Here is a 25075-nt window from a genome sequence, read left to right on the forward strand (position 1 = left end):
CTCCGGCCGTCAGGCCGGGGCGACGGCGCGGCCGAGCGAGAGCATCAGCCGGTTCGCCCAGTTGAAGAACGCGGCGCCGTGCACGACGTCGGCGATCTCGAGATCGTCGAGGCCCGCCGCGCGCAGGCGTTCGATGTCGGTCTCGCCGAAGGCACTCGGAGTGTCGGTGAGGGCGACGGATGCTGACACGACGGCATCCCAGCGCTCGCCGAGCTCGGTCGTCACGCCCTCGTCGAGCAGCCGGTCCACGTCGTCCGCGCGCTTGGAGAAGTGCGCGGCGAACCGCGAGTGCACCGACGCACAGAAGACGCAGCCGTTGCGCCGCGACGCCGCCGTCGCCGACAGCTCGCGGTCCGCGCGGGGCAGCCCTTCGGCCGTGTTGTAGAAGATGTCCTTGTCGACGAGCGTCCGCGCCTTCAGCACCTCGGGGTCACGGGCCAGCAATCGGAAGTAGTCGCTCTTGGCCCGGCCGGCATCGACCAGACCGTCACGATGCCGGTCGCTGAGCTCCTCCTCGGCCAGCGGGGTCAGATGCGGGGTCCAGCCGACGTCGGCGCGGGTGAATCGCTCGGGGTGCGGTCGGTCATCGGGCAGCGTGCTTCCCAGCGTGGTGCTCATGCGGCGTCCTCCTCATCTTCTGATTCCTGTCCCTCGTCTGCAGCCGCCAGACCGGCATTCTCCAGCGCGCGCAGCCCCGTGATCACACGCTGCTGGAACGCCAGGAACGACACGAGCTGCGACAGCGTCACTATGCCGTCCTCGTCCCAGCCGGCCTGCAGCAGACGTTCGAGGTCGTCAGCCCCGGACTCGCGTGGTCGGAACACCAGCAGGTGCGTGTGCGCGAGGGCTGCGGCCAGGCGCGCCCCGAGGATCGCGACTGTCTCGGCGCTGGGTGTGTAGCGCGAGCCGTTCTCGTTCTCGCCCTGCAGTCCGACCTCGATGTACGAGCCGAACGGGCCGGTGGTCGTCGCGCTCACCGCTTCGTCGATCACGAGCCGCGCCCGCGCGGGGTCTGCGGCGAGCGCGCGCTCCGCGTAGAAGGACGAGGTCCGATCCGCTCCGGTCAGCCGCGTGGCGAAGGCCGCGATCAGTTCGCGCTCGGCCTGGGCCACATGGGCAGTGGAGACGGGCGCGAACAGCGCGTCGAAGCTCGCCTGCAGCTGAGCCCTGGTCTGTGGCCGCCGGTCTCGCAGCGCCGCGAGCGCGGGCGAGGACCCGGCGATGGTGTCGACGATGTCGTCGGTCATGCGATCTTCCCTTCGGTTGCGGTGAGTGAAGCGGCTTCGGCCGTCGCCCAGCCGAGGGCCGGCGCGACCTGCCCGGCGAACAGCTCGATCGAGCGCAGCACGTGCTCGTGCGGCGCGTCGACCGAATGCACCTGGAACGCGATCTCGGTGGCGCGCTGCAGCGTGCGGTCGGCGGCGAGCGACTCAGCCACCTGCTCGGGAGTGCCGAGGTGGGTGTCGGTCAGTGTGATCAGCGCCTCCAGCGAGTCGTCGGGGAACTGCTGTCCCTGTCGGCGCAGGCTCTCAGCGCCGCGGCGAAGGCCCACCTCGGCGAAGCGCAGCGCCTCGTCGCGATCATCCGCCACGAACACCGTGCGCGACGCGGTGATCCGCGGCTGGGCATCGGCCGGCAGCGCATCGAGGTAGGCATCGATGATCGGGTCCTGCAGCGCCGACAGCGGGGCGTACGGATCGAGGTCCCGGCGCGGCTGAGTGCGCGAGAGCAGCAGTCCGTGCCCGTGCCGCCCCGCGCGCTCGCCACCCGGTGCGGAGAAGGTGGCCTGCCAGATGCGCTCGCCGAGCCCCGGTGCGGAGCCCTCTCCCCTGGCATCCGGATACAGCGCGTTGCCGGCACCGACGTCGCCGCCGTCCAGCGCGCGCAGCAGGGCCGCGAGCTTGCTGTCGTACGCGGTCGCCTTGTCGCGCACATCCTGCCCGAACGGCGGGAACGACGACGGCGTCCCGCCACTGCCGAGGCCGAGGTCGATCCGTGCGCCGGAGAGCAGGTCGGCGACCACGGCGTCTTCGGCCACGCGCACCGGATCCTCCAGCGGCAGGGTGATGATGCCCGTGCCGAGGCGGATGCGCGACGTGCGCGCGGCGGCGTGCGCGAGGAAGACGAGCGGCGACGGCAGCCCGCCCTCGGCGGCGCGGAAATGATGCTGCGCCACCCAGGCGCGGCCGATGCCGTGCCGTTCGGAGTGCTGGATCTGCTCCAGCGCGTGCGCATAGCGCTGCGCGGGCGTCGCGTCATCGAGCAGACGGGTGAAGAACGCGAGAGTCGGTGCTGCGGTCATGCCGGTACCTCCGATCGGCCGGGAACTGCGGCGAGCAGCTCCCTGGTGTATTCGTGCTGCGGATCCTCGAAGATCCGCTGGGTGAGTCCGTCTTCGACGATGCGCCCCCTGCGCATCACGGAGACGGTGTGGCTGATCCCCCGGACGACGGCGAGGTCGTGCGAGATGAACAGGTACGTGAGGCCGAGTTCGACCTGCAGCGCCGCGAGCAGCTCCAGGATCCGCGCCTGGACGGTGACATCCAGCGCCGAGACCGCCTCGTCGAAGACGATGATCTCCGGATCGATGGCGAGCGCCCTGGCGATCGCCACGCGCTGTCGCTGCCCGCCGGAGAGCTCGCGGGGAGTGCGCCGTGCGACGTCCGCGGGCAGCGTGACCCGTTCCAGCAGCGCGTGCGCCCGCTCCCGCCGCTCGCCGCGCGTGCCGATCCGGAAGTTCGTCAGCGGCTCGGCGATGATGTCCTCGATCCGCTGACGCGGATCGAGCGACGCGAACGGGTTCTGATAGACGAGCTGGATGCTCCGGCGCAGTTCGCGCAGCTCCCGCCCCGAGGCCGTGGTGACGTCGGTGTCGTCGATCGCGATGGTCCCGGCATCCGGATGCTGGAAGCGGGTGATCAGTCGCGCGGTCGTCGTCTTGCCGGACCCCGACTCCCCCACCAGCGCATGCGTGGTGCCCTTCCGCACCCGGAATGACACGTCGTCGACGGCGCGGAACGGCTCACGTCCGCCGGATCGGAACTGCTTCACGAGCCCCGCGGCCGTGATCGCGTAGGGGTTCTCCGCCGCGGCGGCCGCGGCGTCGCGCAGGAATGTCGGCGCCTCGGGGCTGCGGAAGCCGGTCGCGAACGCCGGCGCGTCGGCGAGCAGCTGCCTGGTGTACCGGTCGGCTGGAGATGCGAGCACCGCTTCGCTTGCGCCCTGCTCGACGACGCTGCCGCCTTGCAGCACGACCAGGCGCTGCGCCCTGTCGGCCGCGACTCCGAGGTCGTGCGTGACCAGCAGCACGCTGGTGCCCTCCTCGGCCCGCAGCTCGTCGATCAGGTCGAGCACGCGTCGCTGCACGGTGGCATCCAGCGCGCTCGTCGGCTCATCGGCGATCAGCAGACGCGGGCGCAGGGCGACGGCGATCGCGATGAGCACGCGCTGCCGCATCCCGCCGGACAGCTCGTGCGGATGCTGTCGCGCTCTGAGATCCGGATCGTCGATCCCCACCCGCTCGAGCAGATCGGCCACGCGGGCGCGGCGTGCTTTCGCGTCTCGGTGACCGTGCAGCGCGAAGATCTCCTCCACCTGCGCGCCGATGGTGCGCACCGGGTTGAGCGAGGTGACCGGGTCCTGCGGCACGAAGCCGATCTCCGCGCCGCGGATCGGACGCATCGCCCGATCCGACCAGCCCGAGATGTCGAGGTCGCCGAGAAGCACCCGGCCGGCGTCGACCCTGCCACCGTGCGGCAGCAGCCCCAGCACGGCCTGCGCGGTGGTGGACTTGCCCGATCCGGATTCGCCGACCAGCGCGACCGTCTCCCCCTCGCCGATCTCGAACGAGATCCCGTGCACGACGTCGCGGCGTGCACCGCCGGACGTGCGGCCGGCACCGTATGAGATGCGCAGGTCTTCGATCGTGAGCACGCTCATGATGCCCTCCGTCCCAGGCTGTGACTGATCCGGTTGGCGCTGAGCACGACCGCGACGACGACCAGGCCGGGCAGGGCCGTGAGCCACCATGAGGTCGCGACGTAGTTTCGTCCCTCGGCGATCAGCAGCCCCCATTCCGGTGTCGGCGGCGGCGCGCCGTAGCCGAGGAAGCCGAGCGTCGCGATCGCGAGGATCGCACTGCCGAACTGCAGGGCCGCCAGCGCGAGCACCGGGGTGAGCGAGTTGGGCAGCACGTGCCGGCGCAGCACGGCGAAGAACGTCGCTCCGCTGCCGAACGCCGCCTCGACGTAATCGGTGCGCCGCACTCTGACGACCTCCGAGCGCATCAGCCGGGCGAAGACAGCGACGCTGCCCAGTCCCACGGCGAGCGCCGCGTTGACGGTGCCGAAGCCGAGCAGGATGATCACCGACAGCGACAGCAGCAGACCAGGGATGGCCAGCAGCACGTCGACGGCGCGCATCAGCACATCGTCGAGCACGCCTCCGACGGCACCGGCGAGCACGCCGATCAGGCTGCCGAGTGCGAGTCCGACAGTCACGGCGATCAATGCGCCGGACAGCGACTGCACGGCGCCGTGCACCACGCGGCCGAACAGGTCGCGACCGAGGATGTCGGTGCCGAACCAGTGCTCGCCGCTCGGTGGCAGCAGCTTCTGCGCCGGCACCCCCGTGAGAGGGTCGCCCGGCGCGAACACCCCGGGCAGGAAAGCCCACAGCACGACCGTCGAGATGACGGCGACCGCGAGGATCAGCGTCCAGGACGGCAGGTGGCGCACCCGGCGGGTGCGTGCGCCGGACGTGGCCGGGTCGGATGCCGCGGGCGCGGCGACCACGGCATCCGCCTCGGCAGGAGCCGGTGTCGGGGACAGCACTGGCGCGGTCATGCGACCACCTCCTTCTCGGGAGCGGCTGTCGAAGCCACCGAATCGACTACAGGAGGGACGGACTTCCCGCGCAACGCAGGTCGTGTGAGCGTCCGGAGCCGCGGGTCGATGAGCGGCGTGATCAGATCGACCGCGAAGCTGACGATCACGAACCCGAGCGCAGACAGCAGCACGATGGCCTGCAGCACCGGGATGTCCTGGTTGGTGACGGCCTGCTCGGTGAGACGACCGATGCCGGTGCGGCCGAACACCGTCTCGGTGACGACGGCACCGCCGATCAGCTCTCCGAAGAGCACGCCCGCGATGGTCAGCGCCGGCAGTGCGGCGTTGCGGGCCACCGAGCGCGTCAGCACCCACGCGGGCGGTGCTCCTTTGGCGCGCACGACGGTGATGAACGGCGCCGCCTGCACCTGATCGATGGAGCGCACCAGCACCTGCGCGAGCGGCGCCGAGATCGGCACCGCGAGCGTCAGCACCGGCAGGATCAGCGCGCTGATCGGGTCGGCGCCGATCACCGGCACCCAGCCGAGACCGAACGAGAAGACCTGGATGAGAAGGATGCCCAGCCAGAACACCGGGACCGCGACGAACAGCGCGGGGGCCTGCCGGATGGCATCCCGCAGCCATCCGAACCTGGCCAGGGTCGAGGTCGCGGCGATGGCGACGGCCAGCAGCAGCGCGACGATCAGGCCCAACGAGGCCAGCAGCAGAGTCGACGGAAGCGCCTCGGCGAGCATGGCCGACACCGGCGTGCCGAACTGAGTCGAGTATCCGAAGTCACCGACGGCGAAGCCGGCCAGCGCGTGCAGGTACTGCTGCCACCAGGGCAGGTCGATGCCGTACGAGGCGCGGATGTCTTCGATCTGCGCCTGGCTGAGCCCGAGACTCGGGTCGGTGAACTTGATCAGCACCGCGTCGCCCGGCAGCAGCTGCAGCAGGAAGAACGTGGCCGTGAAGGCGGCGATCAGCACGATCGCCGCCTGTCCGGCCCGCCGAAGCAGGAAGGGCATCAGTGCTCCTGCAGCCACACGCCTGCGAACGATGGACGGCCGACCGATTCGAAGTCGATCCCGTGCACGTAGGACGCGGCGCCGTACACCTGCGGCTCCTCGAACAGCGGGACGACGTACGCCTGCTCGGCGAGGTAGTCCTGCACGGCCTGCGAGGCCGCGATGCGCGCAGCGTCGTCGGGCTCGGATGCCACGACCTCGAGCAGCCGGTCGAGCTCGGCGTCGTCCGAGATCAGCACGTCGCGGTTCTCGGTGTGGTATTCGCTCTTGATCACGTCGAGATCGGCGCGGCCGACCATGGCGTGCGAGACGGAGGCCTTCAGCGGGTCGAGGATGTCGCTCGCGTAGCTGCCCGCGTCCCCGGGCTTGACGTTCAGTTCGACGCCGATCCTCTTCCACTGCTGGGCGACCAGCTCGAGGGTCTGCTTCGACTGCGGCTGCGGCTTGGACTCGTAGACGGTGAGGGACAGCTTCTCGCCGTCCTTCTCGCGGATGCCGTCGGAGCCGAGCTCCCAGCCTGCCTCCTCCAGCAGCTTCGCCGCCTTCTTCTCGTCATGCGCGTAGTGAGCGGACTCGTCCTTGTACCCGGTGGCCTCGGACGACAGCGTCGAGGTCGCTGCCGGGTAGTTCGCGGTGAACAGCGTGTCGGCGACCTCCTGCGCATCGGTGGCGGCGACCAGCGCCTGGCGCACCCTGATGTCGGCCAGCAGCGGGTTGGTGAACCGCAGCGCGAGCGAGTTGTTCACGCCGCGGGTCTCCGGTGCGTACAGAGTGAAGCCCGCCTGCTCGACGCGGGCCTCATCGAAGGCCTGCACGTAGCGCACGTAGTCCGCCTGACCGGAGAGCAGCGAGCCGATGCGCACCGAGTCCTCCGGGGTGACGAGCACGTGCACGGCGTCGAGATACGGCCGCCCCTGGTTCGGGACGCTGGCCGGCGCCCAGTCGTAGTCGTCGCGCGCGGTGAAGGTGAACTCGGTGCCCAGCTTCTCGTCGGTGATCGTGAACGGCCCGGAGCCGATGATCTCCTCGGCGTTGCCTGCGCCGAAGTCCTCGATGGTGCCGTCCAGAGTCTCAGGTGAGAGAAGCCCGGAGTTGATCGTCGAGGTGGCCTGCAGGAAGCCGGGCGACGGTGCGGAGAAGCGGAAGACGACCGTGTCGACGTCGACCACTTCGCTGCCGGCGTAGTTGTTGATGGCCTCCGAGACGGTGAGCCCGCGATCGGCGTCGCCGAGTCCGTAGGTGTCGAAGTTCTTCTTCACCGCCTCGGCATCGACCGGAGTGCCGTCGGAGAAGGTCACATCGTCGCGCAGGTCGAAGGTGTACTCGGTCGCGTCGGCGTTGACTGCCCACTCAGTGGCCACCCACGGCTCGATCTCGAGCGTCTTCGGGTTCTGCCAGGTGAGACGGGCGGCGATGTTGCCCACGATGCCGCCGTTCGGATAGAAGCCGGCCTGCGGCGGATACAGGTTCGTGTACGTCTGGTGTTCGAGGTAGATCAGCGTTCCGCCGGTGACGGGATCGCCGGACGTCGGCACGTCGGCTGGGGCTGGTGAGGACGAGCACGCCGCAAGGCCTGCCATCATGACGAACGGCAGTGCGACGGCTGTGGCGCGGACGATGCGACGGTTCATGCGGGACCTCCTGAGTGCGTTGACGGGTGGAATGCCGTTCACGCTAGAGAAGTCGGATGCCGCGGCGCGAGCGATGACGTCATCGGACGACACCGCCCGTCACGCACGGTCATGTTTCGACACAATGAACGCGTTCGCGCGGGCCATCAGACGAGGATGAAGAAATGACGACTCTCGGATCAGCGACCGGCTTCGCGACCGCGCAGGTGCAGGCGGGCTATCAGGCCGCCGGCGCCGTCGGCGCGGTGCCGCCGATCCACCAGACGGCGGCCTACGAGTTCTCGAGCCTGCAGGAGGCCGCTGATCTGTTCGCGCTGCGCAAGCCGGGAATCATCTACAGCCGCAACGCGAATCCGACCCAGCAGATCCTCGAGGAGCGCATCGCGCAGCTCGAGGGCGGCGTGAGCGCGGTCGCCGTGGCATCCGGTCAGGCGGCCGTCGCCGTCACGCTGCTCGCACTCGCGCACCGCGGTGGGCACATCGTCGCGGCGCACCAGCTCTACGGCGGCACGATCGATCTGCTGCAGGAGACGCTCGACGACTTCGGCATCGCCGTGACCTTCGTGGATCAGGACGACCTGGACGCCTGGCGCGATGCGATCACGCCGCGGACCCGCGTGGTGTTCGCCGAGACCGTCGCGAATCCGATCGCGCAGGTGCTCGACATCAGCGCCGTTGCCGACATCGCGCACGACGCGGGTGTGCCGCTCGTGATCGACAGCACCGTCGGCACGCCGCACCTGATCCGCCCAGGCGAGCACGGCGCCGACTTCGTGGTGCACTCGGCCACGAAGTTCCTCTCCGGCCATGGCAGCTCGCTCGGCGGCGTCGTCGTCGATCGGGGCAGCTTCGATTTCGGTGCGGATGCCGCGCGCTGGCCGCAGTTCACCGAGCCTTACACACGCTTCGGAGACTTGGTGCTGTGGGAGCGATTCGGCCGGGGGCACGCCTTCGCCGCACTGGTGAAATCGAAGTACGTGCATGACCTCGGCCCATCGATCTCGCCCTTCAACGCCTGGCAGATCCTGCAGGGCATCGAGACGCTCGACCTGCGGGTCGCACGGCAGAGTGCCACCGCGCTGCGGATCGCCCAGCACCTCTCCGACCATCCTGCGGTGGCCGCGGTGCACCACCCCGGACTCGCCGGCAACCCCTGGCACGAGCTCGCGAAGCGCTACCTTCCCAACGGGGTGCCGTCGGTGTTCTCCTTCGACCTCGCCGGCCCGCAGGACGAGACGGCATTCACCCGCGTCGCCACCGTGCTGGATTCCCTGCGCGTGTTCCGCCTGGTGGCGAACATCGGCGACGCCCGCAGTCTCGTCGCGCACCCGGCATCCATGACCCACGGGCATCTGACCGCCGACCAGCGCGCCGCCGCCGGCATCTCGCTGACCACGGTCCGCGTCTCCGCCGGTCTTGAGGACCCGGCCGACCTCATCGCGGATCTCGACCACGCGCTGACGCTGCTCTGAGCGCGCGCCGCTGCCCTGCCCCGCGTCGGGACACCCCACTACGCTGAAGACATGACCGGACTTCGCTGGGGCATCCTCGCCACGGGCGGCATCGCCGCCGCATTCGCATCCGACCTCCGCACCGCGGGTCTTGATCTCGTGGCGGTGGGCTCACGCAGTCAGGCGTCGGCCGACGCCTTCGCCGCGCGCTTCGACATCCCACACGCCCACGGATCCTACGAGGCGCTGGCCGCCGACCCCGAGGTCGACATCATCTATGTGGCCACTCCGCACCCGATGCATCACCAGGACGCCAGGCTCGCGCTGGAGAACGGCAAGCACGCACTGGTCGAGAAGGCGTTCACCCTCAACCGCGCAGAGGCCGAGGACCTGCAGCGGCTCGCTGCCGAGAAGGGACTCATCGTCATGGAGGCGATGTGGACCCGCTACCTGCCGCACATGGTGCACCTGCGCGAGATCATCGCGGCAGGAACGCTCGGCGAGATCCGCGCGGTCATGGCGGATCACACCCAGAAGCTGCCGACAGATCCGGCCCACCGCCTGAACGCGCTCGAGCTCGGCGGCGGTGCCCTGCTCGATCTCGGCATCTACCCGATCTCGTTCATCTGGGACGTGCTCGGTGAGCCCACCTCGATCCAGGCGACGGCTCGGCTGATCGAGACCGGCGCGGACGCCGAGGTCGCGACGATGATGACGCACGCCGGCGGCGCGATCTCCACGAGCCTGTCGTCCTCGCGCGCAGCCGGAGCCAACGCTGCCGTGATCGTGGGCACCGAGGCGCGGATCGAGATCGACCGGGTCTGGTACACTCCCACCTCGTTCCGCGTGGTGGCGCCCGACGGCACCGTCCTCGAAGAGTATGTCTCCGCCGTCGAGGGGCGCGGCATGCAGTACCAGGCGTTCGCTGCCGAGAGCGCCGTGGCGGGCGGTGACCCGGAGTCGCTCGCCCTGCCGATCGCGGAGAGCGTCGCCATCATGGGCACGCTCGATGAGATCCGACGCCAGATCGGCGTCAGCTACCCGGGCGAGGAGTGAACATGGCCGAGACGACCGGACGCGTCGCCGTCTACCTCGACTTCGACAACATCGTCATCTCCTGGTACGACCGGGTGCACGGCCGAAACGCCTACGGCAAGGATCGTCAGCGCATCGCCGAGAACCCGAACGACCCCGAGGTGGCGGAGCGGCTGAAGCAGGCGGTCATCGAGGTCGGCGCGATCATCGACTATGCATCGTCGTTCGGCACCCTCGTGCTCACCCGCGCGTACGCCGACTGGTCCGCGCCCGTGAACGCCGAGTACCGCTCTCAGCTCGTCGCCCGCGCGGTCGACCTGGTGCAGCTGTTCCCCGCTGCCGCGTACGCGAAGAACGGCGCCGACATCCGACTCGCCGTGGATGCCGTCGAGGACATGTTCCGCCTGCCCGATCTCACGCACGTCGTGATCGTCGCCGGCGACAGCGACTACGTGCCGCTGGCGCAGCGGTGCAAGCGTCTGGGCCGCTACGTGATCGGCGTCGGAGTGGCGGGCTCCACCGCCAAGTCGCTCGCCGCGGCCTGCGACGAGTTCGAGTCGTACGACTCACTGCCCGGCGTCATCCGCCCGCCCAAGACCGTGGCCGCGCCCGCTGCCGTCCCCGTCAAGGATGCCAAGGAGAAGGCGGAGCCGAAAGTCGCGAAGACCCGTCGGGCGAAGTCCGCGCCGAAGAACGATGAGCAGGGCGAGGCGACCTCGCTGCTGGAGCGCGCCCTGCGGCTCGGGCACGACAAGGCGGATGCTGACGAATGGCTGCACGCTTCGGCGGTGAAGACGCAGATGCGCCGGATGGATCCGTCGTTCAGCGAGAAGGCCCTCGGCTTCCGCTCGTTCAACGACTTCCTGCGCTCGCGTGACGACGTCGCCGAGCTCTCCGAGAGCGGGCACGAGCGGATGATCCGGCTGCGGGAGAGCTGACCGCGGGGCGATAGTTAAGACCCTGTCCGAACGGGCGAGGCGTTGCTAGGCTGACCTGCACGTCTGGGGACGAAGCTGGGGACGAATCTCGATGAGGAGAACGTCATGCAGAGAAGACCCACCCATCGCGCCCTGGCCATCGCCGCGGCGCTGTCGCTGACCGCGGCACTCGCCCCCGCGGCGGCATCCGCCGCGGAGACGCCCCCAGGCCACGAGCGCAAGGCCGAGGCCTACGCCGAGAAGACGATGCGGTCGATGACGCTGGAGCAGAAGATCGGCCAGCTGTTCATCCTCTTCGCCTACGGGCCCCACGCCGACACGACCGACGCACGCAACACCGCGCTGTACGGCCAGCCCACGGCGTCCGACATCATCTCCGAGTACGAGCCCGGCGGGTTCATCCTGTTCTCGGCACGCGACAACATCGTCGACCCGACGCAGGTCGCCAGCCTCTCCAACGGCCTGCAGGATGCCGCGATGAACGCGGGCGCCGGCATCCCGATGCTCGTCAGCACCGATCAGGAGCAGGGGCTGGTGACGCGCATCGCCTCGCCGGCCACCCTCTTCCCGGGAAACATGGCCCTGGGCGCCGGACGCAGCGCGAAGGACGCCCGCAAGGCCGCGGCCATCACCGGCCAGGAGCTGCTGGCGATGGGCATCCACCAGAACAACGCACCCGTCGCCGACGTGAACGTCAATCCCGACAACCCGGTGATCGGCGTGCGCAGCTTCTCGTCCGACCCGGCGCTCGTCGCAGAGCTCACCGCGGCTTCCGTGAAGGGCTACCAGAAGGATGCCGGAATCGTCGCCACGGCCAAGCACTTCCCCGGGCACGGCGACACGGCCACCGACTCGCACACCGGTCTTCCGGTGATCACCCACACGCTCGAGGAATGGCAGCAGATCGACGCGCCGCCGTTCGAGGCGGCGATCGCGGCAGGTGTGGATTCGATCATGACCGCCCACATCGTGGTGCCGGCACTCGATGACAGCGGCGATCCCGCGACCCTGTCGCACGAGATCATCACCGGTCAGCTGCGCGAGGCGCTCGGGTTCGATGGCGTCATCGTCACCGACGGACTCGAGATGGCGGCGGTCCGCCAGGAGTACGGCGACGGCGAGGTCGCCGTCCGCGCTCTGGAAGCCGGCGTCGACCAGCTGCTGCTGCCTGCAGACCCGCAGGAGGCGTACGAGGCGATCGACGTGGCGCTCGACTCCGGACGGCTCACCGAGGAGCGCATCGATGAGTCCGTCGAGCGGATCCTGAAGATGAAGTACCACCAGGGCGTGATCAAGCACCCGACCGTCTCGGTCGACAAGGTCATGAAGACGGTCGGCAAGAAGTCGAACCTCCGCGCCGCCGAGAAGATCACCGACCGGACCACCACTCTGATCCGCAACGATGCCGGGGCTCTCCCCGTCGCGGTGGACGGCAAGAAGGTGCTGGTCACGGGCTACGGCGAGGTCACCGGTCGCACTCTGGCCGCCGAGCTGACGGCCAGAGGCGCCGAGGTGACGGCACTTCCCACCGGCACGTCCCCGTCCGCTGCCGCGATCGCGCAGGCGACCGCCGCCGCGACCGCGAGCGATGTCACCGTCGTGCTCACCAACGGCGTCACCGCCACCAGCCCTCAGAAGGGCCTCGTCGCGGCGTTGAATGCCACGAGCACCCACCTCGTGGTCGCCGGCGTCCGCAACCCGTACGACATCAACCAGCTGCCCGGGGTCGACAACTTCATCGCGACGTACTCGTACGCGACCCCCGCGCTGCAGTCGCTCGCCAAGGTCATCACCGGCGAGATCACCCCGCAGGGTGCGCTGCCGGTCGACATCTACACCGGCGATGACTCGGGCGAGATCCTCTACCCCTTCGGCCACGGACTGGGGTGGTGAGGTCATGAGCATCAGCAGAAGAGGAGTCTTCCGCGCGGCCGGTGTGGCCGCCGCCACGGCCGCCGGTGTCGCCGCGAGCGGAGGCGCCGCCTTCGCGGGCGGTGGGATCGCAGCATCCGGTGGTCGGGGCCGCAGCCTGCGCACCGGCGCCGACATCGCCGCTGCAGACGGCTGGCGCATGTTCGCCGGGCGCAAGGTCGGTGTCATCACCAACCCCACCGGCGTGCTGCACGACTTCACCAGCATCGTCGATGACATGCATGCGAAGGGCGTCGGCCTCGCGGCGGTGTTCGGTCCGGAGCATGGCTTCCGCGGCACCGCGCAGGCCGGCGAGGCCGAGGAGACGTTCACCGACCCGCGCACTGGCGTGACCGTGTACGACGCTTACGGTGCGAACGTGGCGAAGATGGCCGGGTTCTTCACGACCGCCGGCGTCGACACGATCGTGTTCGACATCCGGGATGTCGGCGTGCGCTTCTACACCTACATCTGGACGATGTGGACCGCGATGCAGGCGGCGGCTCAGGTCGGCGATCTGCGCTTCGTGGTTCTCGATCGTCCGAACCCGCTCGGCGGCCGCGCCCGCGGCCCCGTGCTGCAGCAGGGGTACACATCAGGTGTCGGGCTGCTGGAGATCTCGCAGCAGCACGGCATGACCGTGGGTGAGCTGGCGCGATTCTTCAACGCGACGTTCATGGAGCGCGCGGGGCAGCAGAAGCTCAGCGATCTGCAGGTCGTGCAGGTCAAGGGATGGCGGCGCGAGATGGTCGGACCGGACCAGGCCGACCGGTGGATCCCGCCGTCGCCGAACATGCCGACGCCGCAGACGGCGGTCCTGTACCCGGGCACCGGCCTGGTCGAGGCGACGGACTGGTCGGAGGGGCGCGGAACCACTCGCCCGTTCGAGCTGATCGGCGCGCCGTATCTCGATCACCGATGGGCTGAGGCGCTCAACGCGAAGAAGCTCGCGGGAGTGGAGTTCCGCGAGGCGTACTTCACACCGACGTTCTCGAAGAACGCCGGCGAGGTCTGCGCGGGCGTCCAGGTGCACATCATGGATGCGGAGAAGGTCGACGCCATCGAGGTCGCCACGCACATGCTCGTGGAGGCGCGCAGGATCTATCCCGAGTTCTCCTGGCGTGGCGACGGCGGGCGCTGGATCGGGCTTCTGACCGGCTCCGGCCGGTTCCAGGAGCAGCTCGAGGCGGGCGTGTCCGCCGAGGAGATCATCGCGGCGTGGCAGCCCGAGTTGAAGAAGTTCGTGCGCGATACCCGCCCGCACCTGCTATACGGCGGACCCCGGCAGTGAGTGCCGTGCGGGCGCCGGTCGGATCGCCGGCGCCCGCACGAAGCCTCACTGGTTGCTGAAGGCTGCGTCGAAGGACGCCGCAGGTGCCGGCCACAGCAGCGACCGCACGTACGTCACGGCCTCGGCGGCGCCGTGCAGCCGGTCCATGCCGGCATCCTCCCACTCGATCGAGATGGGGCCGGCGTATCCGATCGCGTCCAGGGCGCGGAAGGCGTCCTCCCAGGGCACGTCGCCGTGCCCCGTCGAGACGAAGTCCCAGCCGCGCCGAGGGTCTCCCCAGGGCAGGTGGGAGCCGAGCACCCCGGCCCGGCCGTTCTGCGGGCGCATCCGGGTGTCCTTGCAATCCACGTGATAGATGCGGTCCTTGAAGTCCCAGATGAACCCCACCGGATCGATGTTCTGCCACATCATGTGCGAGGGGTCCCAATTGAATCCGAACGCCTCGCGGTGGTCGACGGCCTCCAGCGCGCGCACCGAGCTCCAGTAGTCGTAGGCGATCTCGCTGGGATGCACCTCGTGCGCGAAGCGCACACCCTCGCCGTCGAACACGTCGAGGATCGGGTTCCAGCGTGCGGCGAAGTCCTCGAAGCCGGCCTCGATCACCGAGGCCGGCACCGGCGGGAACATCGCGACGTACTGCCAGATCGACGACCCGGTGAAGCCGACGACGGTGTCGACGCCGAGCTTGCGGGCGACGCGTGCGGCGCGCTTCATGTCGTCAGCGGCACGCCCCCGCACTCCCTCGGCGTCGCCGTCGCCCCACACGTAGTCGCGCAGGATCGCCTGGTGCCGGAAATCGATCGGGGCATCGCATACGGCTTGGCCGGCGAGGTGGTTCGAGATCGCGAAGATCTGCAGACCGTGCCGGTCGAGGATCTCCTTGCGGGATGCCAGATAGGCGTCGTCCTCGTCGGCGCGGCGCAGGTCGAGATGGTCGCCCGATGCGGCGATCTCGAGGCCGTCGTAGCCCCAGGAGGCCGCGAGTCGCGCAACCTCCTCGAAGGGCAGATCGGCCCACTGGCCGGTGAACAGGGTGACGGGGTGGTGTGCCATGTCGCTCCTTCGTCGGGGTGCGGGGTCAGGCGCCGAAGGCGCGCAGGGCTCGGATGCTGCGCTCGGCCAGTTCGTCTTGAGAGGCGGCCAGCGGTCGCCACACCGAAGCAGCGACGGCGATGGTCGCGTTCTCGCCGGTGAAGCTCTCCAGGCCGAGTATGCCGGTGTAGCCCGCGTCGTCCAAGGCTCGCAGCATCGTCGGCCAGTCGGTGTGATCATCGCCGACCGCGCCGCGGTCGCTGCCGCACACCTGCACGTGGGCGATGGCAGCCCCGGCGGCGCGCACGGCATCGGCCGGGCTCTTCTCCTCGATGTTCAGATGGTAAGTATCCAGCGCCAGGCCGAGGCCGGCGCCCAGCAGCGGATCGAGCGCCTCCAGGCACTGCTCGACCGTGTTGATCAGGCTGGTCTCGTAGCGGTTCAGGGGCTCGACGGCGAGCGCGATCCCGCGGTGCGACGCTGCGTCGACCAGCGGCGCGAGATTCTCGCGCAGCTCGCTGATCGCTGCGATGCGCTCGGCGGCATCCATGCGCCAGGTGGTGCCGGTCGGGGCGTAGAAGGGACCTGCGACGACCGGTGATCCCACGACCTCCGCGGCGGCGATGCACGCGCGCAGGTAGTCCTGTGTCGCGGCGATGTCGCCGGCCCGTGCGACCAGCGATCGCCCTGGACCCATCGCGCCCACCACGACCGCCTGCAGGCCGTGCGCGTCGAGCACATCGCGCGTACGCGCTGGGTCCCAGTCGCCGACGCTCTCCAGCGGCAACTCCAGGGCGTCGTACCCCATGCCGGCCGCCTTGCGGGCCAGCGGTTCCAGCGATTCGTCGGTCAGCGGCGAGGTCCACACCCAGGTGTTGACGGCCAGCGCGTGCATCGGAACTGCTCTCCTGTCAGGTGACGGTCGGGGTCGCACCGGTCCGGCAGCCGCTCCCCTGTGCTGCCGGACCGGTGCGGCAGGTCACGGGATGACCCGGTCCTGCCAGACCTGCGGGTAGCCGGGCAGGTTCTCTCCGCCGAACTTCGCGTAGTGGCCGTCGGGCATGCCCTCGTTGGCGGCGAGGTAATCGTCGAGCTCGGCCGCGGTGATGGGCGTCTGCGGCAGCACCCACTCCTTCGGGATCTCCTCGCCGGCGAAGATCTTCTGCGCGGCGAGCAGCGGCGTGCGCCACTGGAAGTTCGAGTACACCGGCGCGAGCGCGGTCATCCCGGTCTCCTTCCACTTGCGCAGGAAGCTCATCTCGTCTTCACCGGTCATCACCGGGTAGTCGACGCCCGCGTCCTCGAATGCCTCGATGGCGGCGACGGCGCCGTCACCGGCATCCATCCACACGCCGTCGACGTCGCCCTTGGCGAGCTCGTCGGTGATGATGTTCTTGATCTCGGCCGGGTCGGCACCGGTGAAGTGGTCGACGGCCTCGATGCCCGCCTCGGCGAACAGCTTCTTCGCGCCGGCCCAGCGGTGCTCGAGCACGTCGACACCGGGCAGGATGCGCAGCGCCACGACCTTGTCGCCCTCCTCGAGGTTGTCGATGAGGAACTCGGCGGTGTCGATGCCCCAGGCGAAGCCGCCGATCGGGTGGATGAACGTCACCTGGCAGTCGGTGTTCACACCGCGGTCGAAGACGATCACCGGCTTGCCGGTCTCGCAGGCGCGCTCGACGGCCGGGGTCATGGCCGCCGTGCTGTTGGGCGAGATCAGGAAGACGTCGCAGCCGCCTTCGGCGATGAAGTAGTCGATGTCGGCGATCTGGGTGTCATCGGAGTCCTGCGCATCGCGGGTCTCCATCTCGCTGATGACGCCGTCCTCCTGCAGTACCTTGAGCTGCTCGTTCATCGTGATCCAGCCGGTCTGGCGCCACGGGTTCGAGATCGACGCGTTCGCGAAGCATGCCTTCTTCGCGCCCTCGCTCGCGAACTCCGAGGTGTCGACCATCTCGGCGTTGATGTGCTGCAGGTACGGCTCGGTACTCGGGCCCTCGGGCTGCACATCGCGCTCGGCGAACTGCTTGTCGAACAGGGCCTGGTCGAACCATTCATCGTTCGACTCGGGCGCTTCGGACTCCTCGGTCTCGGGCGGCGCGACAGACGGGTCGGTGGTGCACCCGGCCAACGCGATGAGACCGAAGACGGCCACCGTGGCGGTGGCGATCTTCATTGATCGACGCATTACTGTTCTCCTCTGATCTGTGTGGCGCCCTCCGTGGCGAGAGCAGGTGTCGCGGACTGGCGAGCCGGGTCGTCGGGAGACGGATCCGGCTCCTTCCCCTGGTCGGGAGAAGACGGTGCGGCCGGACCGTTCCGGCGGCGCGCCCGGAAGGCGACCGCGGAGTAGGCGACGGCGGCGATGATGATGACGCCCTGCACGGCGTCGCGCAGTGTCGATGGGACGCCGAGGATGTTCAGCAGCATGAACAGCGCCTCGAGCACGAAGGCGCCCGCGACGGCGGCGACCACCCAGCCGCGTCCGCCGCCGAGCACCACGCCGCCGAGGACCACGGCGGTGATCGAGATGAACTCGTAGCCCTGGCCGACCGAGGGATGCACGCCCGCGTAGCCCACCAGCAGCACAGCCGAGAGGGTGGCGGAGACCGACGAGATCACGAAGGCCTGCGTGGTGACCCAGGCCCGCCGTCCGCCGGCGTAGTCGACCGACCGGGCGTTGTCGCCGATCGCGATGAGCAGCTTGCCCAGCGGGCGCTTGGTCACCCAGATCGCCAGTGCCAGCCAACCGATCAGGATCAGCGACGACCATGGGATGAAGTCGAGCACCGGCACGTCGCGGATACCGCCGCGTCCGATCTGCCGGAAGCTGTCGGCGGGGTTGCCGGTGGCTGCCCCGCCCGTCCACCACATCGCGCCGCCGAGCAGCGCGAGCATCATGCCCAGCGTCACGATGAAAGAGGGCACCTTGAGCAGGGTGGTGAGGATGCCGTTGGCCAGGCCGACCAGGATGCCGAACGCCAGCATGAGCAGCAGTACCGGCACCGTCTTCGCGTCGTCGTTCCCGACGAGGTTGCCGGCGATGATGACCTGAGCGGTGATGAGCGAGCCCTGGGAGAGGTCGAACTCGCCGGCGACGATGACGAAGTACTGGCCGATGGCCACGATCGCGATCGGGGCGACGCGCTGGATGAAGCGCATCAGCTGGCCCGGTTCGGCGAAGTTCGGGTTCATGATCATCACGGCGATCAGCAGCAGCACGAGCAGCAGGAAAACCGCACCGCGGGGGCTCACCAGAGTGCGCAGAAAGCTCATCGTGCGCCTCCTTCCGTGGTGTCATTCGCAAGGTCCGCCGCGGCAGCGGCCATCGCCGGCTCGGCGGCGCGCGCGTCGGCATCCGAGCTGCTGCGTATGCCGCCGGGGCCGAAGCGGGTGCGCCGCCGGATGACTGCCCGACGGCTGTACACGGCGACGGCGGCGATGATGACGATGCCGCGCACCACGTCCTTCAGGAACGGGTTGACCTGCATCACGCTCATCACGCTGTCGACGACCGCGAGGATCGCGACGCCGCCGATGCTGCCCCAGATCGAGCCGCGACCGCCCAGCAGCAGCGTGCCGCCGAGCACCACGGCCGCGATCGAGAGCAGGTCGTAACCGCCCTGCTGACCGACGGTCGGCGTGCCCACGCCCAGCCGGCTGGCCAGCAGCAGGCCCGCGAGCCCGGCGAACAGCGAGCACAGGGTATGCGCCACGATCAGCGGTGGTCGAGTGCGCACGCCCGAGAGCCGGGCGATCTCGGGATCGCCTCCGACAGCGAAGAGGTGGGCGCCGGTGCGCGTGCGTCCGAGCAGGAACCACACCGCCGCGGCGAGCGCGATCATGATCACGGTCGACAGCGGCACGGGGCCGATCCCCGTCGCACCGAGCAGCTGGAACTCCCACGGCACCTTGCCTGCCGAGCCCTGGAACCCCGTGTTCAGGATGCCCTGCAGGATGAGTCCGACGCCGAGTGTGGTGATGAAGCCGTTGACCTTCAGCACGGTGACGATCAGGCCGTTGACCAGGCCGATGCCCGCGCACACGAGCAGCGTCAGCGCCACGGCGTAGGGGATGTTGGCGGGGTTTCCGTCCATGGTGATCGCGGCGATGAGACTCGCCATGCTCACCACGTAGACGACCGAGAGGTCGAGCGAGGCGCCGACGATCACCAGCGTCTGGCCGATGGCGACCAGTCCCAGCACGCTCATGCCGGTGAGGATGTCGCGGATGCTGCCGTCGCTGAAGAAGTTGCGGCCGACGCTCGCGGTGAGCACGGCGCCGACGATGAGCACGAGCACGAGGATCGCGAGCACGATGATGGGTGCGTCGATGCGGATCTTCTTCATCGGGTCCCTCCCGTGGCCGGGTCCTGCTGCGGTGCGCCGGTCGCGGCGGCGAGGATCTCGTGCTCGGCCGACCCCGCGGGCAGCTCCGCGGTGAGCTCGCCGTCGTGCATGACGAGGATGCGGTCGCTCATGCCGATCACCTCGGGCAGCTCGCTGGAGACCATCAGCACGGCCTTGCCTTCGGCCGCGAGCTGGCGCATCAGGGTGTAGACGGCGTACTTCGCGCCGACGTCGATCCCTCTGGTGGGCTCGTCGAACAGCACGATCTGGGGCTCGGTGAGCAGCCACTTGGCCAGCACGACCTTCTGCTGGTTGCCGCCGGAGAGGAATCGCACCTCCTGAGCGGTGCCGCGCGAGCTGATCTCGAGAGCACTGAGGATGCCGGGTGCGCGCGATGCCGCGCCGCGGGTCCGCCCGGCGAAGACGCTGCGCATCACGAGCAGCGTGTTGTCGAGCACCGACTGGCCGAGGGCGAGCCCCTGTGCCTTGCGGTCTTCGGTGACCAGGGCGAGCCCCGCCCGCACGGCCGCGCGGGCGCTGCGGAAGCGCACAGTGTCTCCGTCGATGCGCATCGCTCCGCGGGTGAACGGCTGCACGCCGAAGATGCCCTCGACCAGCTCGGTGCGTCCGGAGCCCTGAAGCCCTGCCACACCGACGATCTCACCGGCGCGCAGGGTCAGCGAGACGCCGTCGACGAAGGCATTGCCGCTGCCGTCGAGCTCGAGCCGCGCGGCGCCCGGGCGGGCGCCGTCGACAGGCTCGGGGAAGTACGACTGGATGGGTCTGCCGACCATGCGGCGCACCAGTTCGTCGGTGGTCAGGTCGTCAGCGGCACCGGTCGACACGCGCCGGCCGTCCTTGAGGATGGTGATGCGGTCGCAGAGGTCGAAGATCTCCTTGAGACGGTGCGAGACGTAGATCACGGCGACGCCGCGAGAGGTGAGCCGTCGAACGATGGCGTAGAGCAGCTCGACCTCGCGATCGCTGAGAGCGGCGGTCGGCTCGTCCATCGAGATCACCTGGGCGTCGAACGAAAGCGCCTTGACGATCTCGACGATCTGCTGCTCGGCGACGGTGAGCGAGCGCACGCGCTCCTGCGGGTCGATGAAGTCGACGCCGAGCTCCTCGAGCAGCTCCCTGGTGCGGGCCGCCATGGCGCGGTTGTCGATGAAGCCGCCGCGTCGCGGCTCGCGGCCGAGGAACACGTTCTGCGCGACCGTGCGCTCAGGCAGCAGCGTGAACTCCTGGAAGACGGTCACGATGCCGGCATCCATCGCCTGCCTCGGGTGCGAGTAGTGCACCTCGCGCCCGCCGTACTCGATCTCACCGGCATCCGGCGGCTGCACCCCGGCGATGATCTTCATGAGCGTGGACTTGCCGGCGCCGTTCTCGCCGACGAGCCCATGCACCTCGCCGCGACGCACATCGAAGTCGATGCCTTCGAGCACGTCCACGCCGAAGAACGACTTGCCCACGCCGCGCACGACCAGCACCTGCTCGCCGATCTCGCCCTCGGCCTCGGTGGTCGCATCCAGCGCCTCGCTCACGCCGCCACCTCCACCCAGCGTCCGTCTTCGGCGGCCGAGCGCAGCACCGCATCGGTGAGCACGGCGGCACGCAGCCCGTCAGCGAAGGTGGGCAGCCCTTCCGGCTGCTCCCCCGCGATCGCCGCATGCACATCGGCGACAAAGGCGTCGAACGCGTCCTGGTAGCCCATCGGATGCCCGGCGGGCACCCGCTGCAGCCGCGCGGAATCCGGCGCTGCGGTGGCCGGGTCGCGGGCGAGCATCCTGGATGCCTCGCGTGCCCCCAGCCACAGCTCGTCCGGCCGTTCCTGCTCGAAGCGCAGGGCCTGATGCGATCCATGCAGCTCGATCACGAGCGCGTTCTTCCGGCCCGCGGCCATCTGCGAGATCAGCAGGGTGCCCAGCGCCCCCGACTCGGTCTCGACGAGCAGCGCCGCGATGTCCTCGTTGTCCACGGCGTGTCCGGCACGCTCGTCGTACACGGTGCGGGTGCGGGCACTCAGGCGCCACATGCGCTCGCCGGTGATGAACTCGATCAAGTCGCACAGGTGCGATCCGATGTCGGCGAAGGCGCGCGACCCGCCGCCCGCTGACGTGGTCCGCCAGTCGTCGTCGCTGGGCAGCAGCATCCAGTCCTGCAGGTATGAGCAGTCCAGGGTGAGCAGCGCGCCGAGCTCGCCGCGCTGCACCCTGGCGCGCGCTTCGCGCACCATCGGGTGGTAGCGGTAGACGAACGGCACCGCCGCGATGAGATCGGATGCTGCCGCCAGCGCGGCCAGCTCACGGGCGTCTCCGACGTTGGTCGCCAGCGGCTTCTCGCACACGACGTGCTTGCCGGCGCGCAGTGCGTCCAGCGCGAGCGACGCGTGACTGTCGTTGGGAGTGCAGATGTGCACCAGGTCGACGTCGTCGGTCTGCAGCAGCGTGTCCGCGTCGGGTGCCGAGCGCTCGGCCCCCAGGGCGACGGCGGCGCGCTCGGAGCCCGCGGCGGTCGATGTCGCCACGGCGACCAGCCGCCCGCCCGCGTCGCGGGACGCTGCGCGGTGCACGCGCGCCATGAATCCTCCGCCGAGGATGCCGGTTCGGATCGTTCCGATGCCGGTGTGAGTGACATCCGTTGTCATGTCGGTGAGTCTGACACAGTTTCGCGACTTCTGCCACTGTTTAAGCAAAAGCTTTGTGCTGCACGCGCAGAAGATGTTTGGTGATGCACTGAAAGGGTGTGCTTTACTGGCGAAATGGTCGATGTGATGCGCTCCGCCCCAGCGAGCACGGCGGGCGCCGGGGAGATCTTCCAGCTCTTCCTCGACGGTCGCGCGCGCACCAAGGCCGAGATCGCCGCCTCCACGGGGCTGTCGCGGTCGACGGTGGCCGCGCGCATCGACGCACTGCTCGCCGCGGGACTGATCCAGGGCGCCGGAGAGGCGGTCTCCACCGGCGGGCGCCCTCCCGCGCGGCTCGCGTTCAATCCGCACGCCGGCGTCACACTGGCGATCGACCTGGGCGCGACGCACGCCACCGTCGCGATCGCCGATCTCGCCGGCAGCATCCTCGACGCTCTCACCCGGCGCATCGACATCGGCGACGGCCCCGAGCCGCTGCTGGATCGACTGCTCGATGACGGGGGCGCACTGCTCGCCGGCACAGGACTGCCGCTGCTCGGCGTCGGGATCGGGGTCCCCGGGCCGGTCGAGCACTCCACCGGCCGCCCCACGAACCCGCCGATCATGCCCGGGTGGGACCGCTTCGACGTGCCAGGCTACGTGCAGCGCCGCTTCGATGTTCCTGTGCTCGTCGACAACGATGTGAACATCCTCGCCGTCGGCGAGCAGGCCACGTCGTGGCCGCACACCCGCGATCTGATCTTCATCAAGGTCGCCACCGGCATCGGCGCCGGCCTGATCAGCGGCGGACAGCTGCAGCGCGGCGCCCAGGGATCAGCGGGCGATCTGGGTCACGTGCAGGTGCCCCGGTCCGCCGACAGCGCGCGTCCCCTCGACGACGACCGTGACCTGGAGGCGATCGCGAGCGGCACGGCGATCGCCGCCGTGCTGCGCGCACAGGGCATCGAGGCCGCCGGAAGCGCCGACGTCGCCGACCTCGTCCGCGCCGGCAACCCTGCCGCGATCGAGGCGACCAGGCAGGCGGGACGCGATGTCGGCGAGGTGCTCGCGACGGTCGTGAACCTGCTGAACCCGTCGGTCATCGTACTGGGCGGCATCGTGGCACGTGCCGGAGAGCATCTTCTCGCCGGCGTGCGAGAAGTCGTCTACCGTCGCTCCATCCCCCTGGCCACGCAGCATCTGACCATCGTGCAGAGCCAGGCCGGTGAGCACTCCGGCGTGCTGGGCGCCGCGATCATGGTCGCGCGCCACGTGCTCTCGCCCGCGAGTGTCGACGCGCGCATCGCCGCCGTCGGCTGAGCCGACGGCCGCGGCCGCAGTGACGACAGCGCTTCGGGGATAGTCTCGAAGTGTGGAACACGTCCCGCATTCCCCCTATCTGAGAGCGCTGGGCGGACAGCGCGCACAGCTGCATCCGGCACTGCGCACCTACTTCTCGGCCGTGCCCTCCGGGCAGGTGGGCGTCGGCGAGGGCACCTTCTCACGCATCGGCACGCCGCGCCGCTGGCTGTGGCCGGTGCTGCGGTGGCTGCAGAAACACGGCGTCGTGTACGCGGGCTGGCATGAGAACGTGCCGTTCACCGTGCGCAACGTCAGCGTCGCGAGCCGCGTGATCGGCGAGCGCACCCTGCATCTGCCCGACGAGGATTGGACGATGCGCGACTCGGCGGGCTCCACCGCACACGGCCGCGTGCTCGATCAGCTCGGAGAGCCGGTCACCGTCGCCGTCGTCTTCGACGTCACCGTCGACGGCGACGCGCTCGCTCTGCGCAGCAGATCGGTGGGCATCCGCCTGGGCCGCTTCAGGCTCCTGGTGCCGCGGCCGCTCGCACCCATCGTGCGGCTGTGCGAGAGCGCCGAAAGGCAGGCCGGCCGTCAGCGTGTGGCGCTCACGATCGATGTTCCGCTGCTCGGGCGCGTCTACGAGTACGAGGGCGTGTTCACCTACCGGCTGGAAGACGTGTCGTGAGCCGGGTCGTGATCGGCGGATCGACCGGGTTCATCGGACGCCACCTGCAGCGGAAGTATCTCGCCGAAGGGCGGGAGGTGGTCACGATCTCGCGCTCGGATGCCGACCTGGGCTGGCACGAGCAGTCCGGCATAGATGCGGCCGTCGACGGCGCGGCGCTGGTCGTGGGCCTGGCGGGAAAGAGCGTCAACTGCCGCTACACGCGGGCGAACCGTGCCGAGATCTTCCGTTCGCGGCTGGAGACCACGGCGGCACTGAGCGCGGCCATTGCCCGGGCATCCTCTCCCCCGCCGCTGTGGATCAACTCCTCGACCGCGACCATCTACGGGCACGCCGAGGATCACCCCATGACCGAGACCGCGGGCGAGATCGGCACCGGTTTCTCCGTGGAGGTCGCCAAGGCGTGGGAGCGCGCGCTGTACGAACCCGACCTGCCGCACACCCGCCGCGTCGCCCTGCGCACGGCCATCGTGCTCGGCGATGCCGGGGTGCTCGGCCCGCTGCGCACGCTCGCGAGGCTGGGGCTCGGCGGAACGCAGCTCGACGGCCGCTGGCCGGTGTCGGCTGCGCGGCGTGCCGCGGGAACCGCGCACCTGCCGGGAGCCCGGGGCGGACGTCAGCGTTTCAGCTGGATCTACGTCGACGACGTGCTCGGCATCATCGACTTCCTCGAGCGGCATCCGCATCTTGAGGGCCCGATAAACGCCGCCGCACCGAACCCCGTCGACAACCGCACGTTCATGGCGGCGGTGCGACGCGCTCTGGGCGTGCGGTTCGGCCCGCCGACACCGCGATGGATGCTCGAGATCGGCGCCATGGGAATCCGCACCGAGACCGAGCTGATTCTGAAGAGCAGATGGGTGCTGCCCGAACGGCTCGTCGACGCGGGGTACGAGTTCCAGCATCCGGAGCTCGAGGAGGCGCTGCGCGCCGCGTTCACGGAGCCGGCCACGGCCTGATCGCG

General features: G+C 69.6%; 22 protein-coding genes. 8 read left to right on the top strand and 14 right to left on the bottom strand.

What is annotated here, in order from left to right:
• Positions 1 to 9: 9 nt before the first annotated feature.
• From ACQUSX_RS15005 to ACQUSX_RS15035, 7 genes are read right to left on the bottom strand one after another with little or no spacing between them, the layout of a single operon-like run.
• Positions 10 to 618 (bottom strand): alkylhydroperoxidase domain protein, encoded by a 609-nt coding sequence (locus tag ACQUSX_RS15005; protein ID WP_428907698.1) that lies wholly within the window; start codon positions 616 to 618, stop codon positions 10 to 12.
• Complete coding sequence (locus tag ACQUSX_RS15010; protein WP_428907697.1) at positions 615 to 1247, bottom strand: CMD domain protein; 633 nt, start codon at positions 1245 to 1247, stop codon at positions 615 to 617. The genes ACQUSX_RS15005 and ACQUSX_RS15010 overlap by 4 nt, the downstream gene beginning before the upstream one ends.
• A complete protein-coding gene (locus ACQUSX_RS15015) occupies positions 1244 to 2302 on the bottom strand; it encodes a putative FMN-dependent luciferase-like monooxygenase (RefSeq protein WP_428907696.1) in 1059 nt (352 codons plus the stop codon). Before ACQUSX_RS15015 ends, ACQUSX_RS15010 begins: the two co-directional genes overlap by 4 nt.
• Positions 2299 to 3939: a dipeptide ABC transporter ATP-binding protein gene (locus ACQUSX_RS15020; RefSeq protein WP_428907695.1), complete on the bottom strand. Its 1641-nt coding sequence runs from the start codon at positions 3937 to 3939 to the stop codon at positions 2299 to 2301. Before ACQUSX_RS15020 ends, ACQUSX_RS15015 begins: the two co-directional genes overlap by 4 nt.
• Complete coding sequence (locus tag ACQUSX_RS15025; RefSeq protein WP_428907694.1) at positions 3936 to 4844, bottom strand: ABC transporter permease; 909 nt, start codon at positions 4842 to 4844, stop codon at positions 3936 to 3938. Before ACQUSX_RS15025 ends, ACQUSX_RS15020 begins: the two co-directional genes overlap by 4 nt.
• Complete coding sequence (locus ACQUSX_RS15030; RefSeq protein WP_428907693.1) at positions 4841 to 5854, bottom strand: ABC transporter permease; 1014 nt, start codon at positions 5852 to 5854, stop codon at positions 4841 to 4843. Before ACQUSX_RS15030 ends, ACQUSX_RS15025 begins: the two co-directional genes overlap by 4 nt.
• A complete protein-coding gene (locus ACQUSX_RS15035) occupies positions 5854 to 7485 on the bottom strand; it encodes a TIGR04028 family ABC transporter substrate-binding protein (RefSeq protein ID WP_428907692.1) in 1632 nt (543 codons plus the stop codon). Before ACQUSX_RS15035 ends, ACQUSX_RS15030 begins: the two co-directional genes overlap by 1 nt.
• 164 nt (positions 7486 to 7649) lie before the next feature.
• On the opposite strand from ACQUSX_RS15035, the gene ACQUSX_RS15040 reads away from it, so the two are divergent.
• From ACQUSX_RS15040 to ACQUSX_RS15060, 5 genes are all read left to right on the top strand, one after another.
• Positions 7650 to 8957 carry an O-acetylhomoserine aminocarboxypropyltransferase/cysteine synthase family protein gene (locus ACQUSX_RS15040; RefSeq protein WP_428907691.1) on the top strand — a complete coding sequence of 436 codons (1308 nt, stop codon included), beginning with the start codon at positions 7650 to 7652 and terminating at the stop codon, positions 8955 to 8957.
• Positions 8958 to 9008: 51 nt separating this feature from the next.
• Positions 9009 to 9992 carry a Gfo/Idh/MocA family protein gene (locus ACQUSX_RS15045; protein ID WP_428907690.1) on the top strand — a complete coding sequence of 328 codons (984 nt, stop codon included), beginning with the start codon at positions 9009 to 9011 and terminating at the stop codon, positions 9990 to 9992.
• A 2-nt stretch (positions 9993 to 9994) separates the two neighbouring features.
• Positions 9995 to 10909: an NYN domain-containing protein gene (locus tag ACQUSX_RS15050; RefSeq protein ID WP_428907689.1), complete on the top strand. Its 915-nt coding sequence runs from the start codon at positions 9995 to 9997 to the stop codon at positions 10907 to 10909.
• A 105-nt stretch (positions 10910 to 11014) separates the two neighbouring features.
• Entirely contained in the window at positions 11015 to 12802 is a 1788-nt protein-coding gene (locus tag ACQUSX_RS15055) for a glycoside hydrolase family 3 protein (protein WP_428907688.1), read from the top strand.
• A 4-nt stretch (positions 12803 to 12806) separates the two neighbouring features.
• Entirely contained in the window at positions 12807 to 14111 is a 1305-nt protein-coding gene (locus tag ACQUSX_RS15060; RefSeq protein ID WP_428907687.1) for an exo-beta-N-acetylmuramidase NamZ family protein, read from the top strand.
• Positions 14112 to 14156: 45 nt separating this feature from the next.
• Here ACQUSX_RS15060 and ACQUSX_RS15065 read toward each other — a convergent pair whose 3' ends face one another.
• The 7 genes from ACQUSX_RS15065 to ACQUSX_RS15095 form a co-directional block, all read right to left on the bottom strand.
• A complete protein-coding gene (locus tag ACQUSX_RS15065) occupies positions 14157 to 15164 on the bottom strand; it encodes a sugar phosphate isomerase/epimerase family protein (protein WP_428907686.1) in 1008 nt (335 codons plus the stop codon).
• A 25-nt stretch (positions 15165 to 15189) separates the two neighbouring features.
• Positions 15190 to 16038, bottom strand: coding sequence for a sugar phosphate isomerase/epimerase family protein (locus ACQUSX_RS15070; protein WP_428907685.1), 849 nt, complete (start codon positions 16036 to 16038; stop codon positions 15190 to 15192).
• Between the two features lie 84 nt (positions 16039 to 16122).
• Positions 16123 to 17331, bottom strand: a complete 1209-nt coding sequence (locus ACQUSX_RS15075) for a substrate-binding domain-containing protein (RefSeq protein WP_428907684.1) — start codon at positions 17329 to 17331, stop codon at positions 16123 to 16125.
• Positions 17331 to 18419: an ABC transporter permease gene (locus ACQUSX_RS15080; protein WP_428907683.1), complete on the bottom strand. Its 1089-nt coding sequence runs from the start codon at positions 18417 to 18419 to the stop codon at positions 17331 to 17333. The genes ACQUSX_RS15075 and ACQUSX_RS15080 overlap by 1 nt, the downstream gene beginning before the upstream one ends.
• Positions 18416 to 19492 (bottom strand): ABC transporter permease, encoded by a 1077-nt coding sequence (locus tag ACQUSX_RS15085; protein ID WP_428907682.1) that lies wholly within the window; start codon positions 19490 to 19492, stop codon positions 18416 to 18418. The genes ACQUSX_RS15080 and ACQUSX_RS15085 overlap by 4 nt, the downstream gene beginning before the upstream one ends.
• A complete protein-coding gene (locus ACQUSX_RS15090; protein WP_428907681.1) occupies positions 19489 to 21039 on the bottom strand; it encodes a sugar ABC transporter ATP-binding protein in 1551 nt (516 codons plus the stop codon). Before ACQUSX_RS15090 ends, ACQUSX_RS15085 begins: the two co-directional genes overlap by 4 nt.
• Positions 21036 to 22142 (bottom strand): Gfo/Idh/MocA family protein, encoded by a 1107-nt coding sequence (locus ACQUSX_RS15095; protein ID WP_428907680.1) that lies wholly within the window; start codon positions 22140 to 22142, stop codon positions 21036 to 21038. The genes ACQUSX_RS15090 and ACQUSX_RS15095 overlap by 4 nt, the downstream gene beginning before the upstream one ends.
• Before the next feature lie 114 nt (positions 22143 to 22256).
• On the opposite strand from ACQUSX_RS15095, the gene ACQUSX_RS15100 reads away from it, so the two are divergent.
• Genes ACQUSX_RS15100 through ACQUSX_RS15110 form a run of 3 tightly spaced genes read left to right on the top strand, consistent with a single transcriptional unit; the run spans position 22257 to position 25070 of the window.
• Complete coding sequence (locus ACQUSX_RS15100) at positions 22257 to 23441, top strand: ROK family protein (RefSeq protein ID WP_428907679.1); 1185 nt, start codon at positions 22257 to 22259, stop codon at positions 23439 to 23441.
• A 52-nt stretch (positions 23442 to 23493) separates the two neighbouring features.
• On the top strand, positions 23494 to 24111 hold the full coding sequence (locus ACQUSX_RS15105; RefSeq protein ID WP_428907678.1) for a DUF4166 domain-containing protein: 618 nt from the start codon (positions 23494 to 23496) through the stop codon (positions 24109 to 24111).
• A complete protein-coding gene (locus tag ACQUSX_RS15110) occupies positions 24108 to 25070 on the top strand; it encodes an epimerase (protein ID WP_428907677.1) in 963 nt (320 codons plus the stop codon). Before ACQUSX_RS15105 ends, ACQUSX_RS15110 begins: the two co-directional genes overlap by 4 nt.
• Positions 25071 to 25075: the final 5 nt, after the last annotated feature.

Source organism: Microbacterium alcoholitolerans, from assembly GCF_050408615.1.
Taxonomy (GTDB): domain Bacteria; phylum Actinomycetota; class Actinomycetes; order Actinomycetales; family Microbacteriaceae; genus Microbacterium.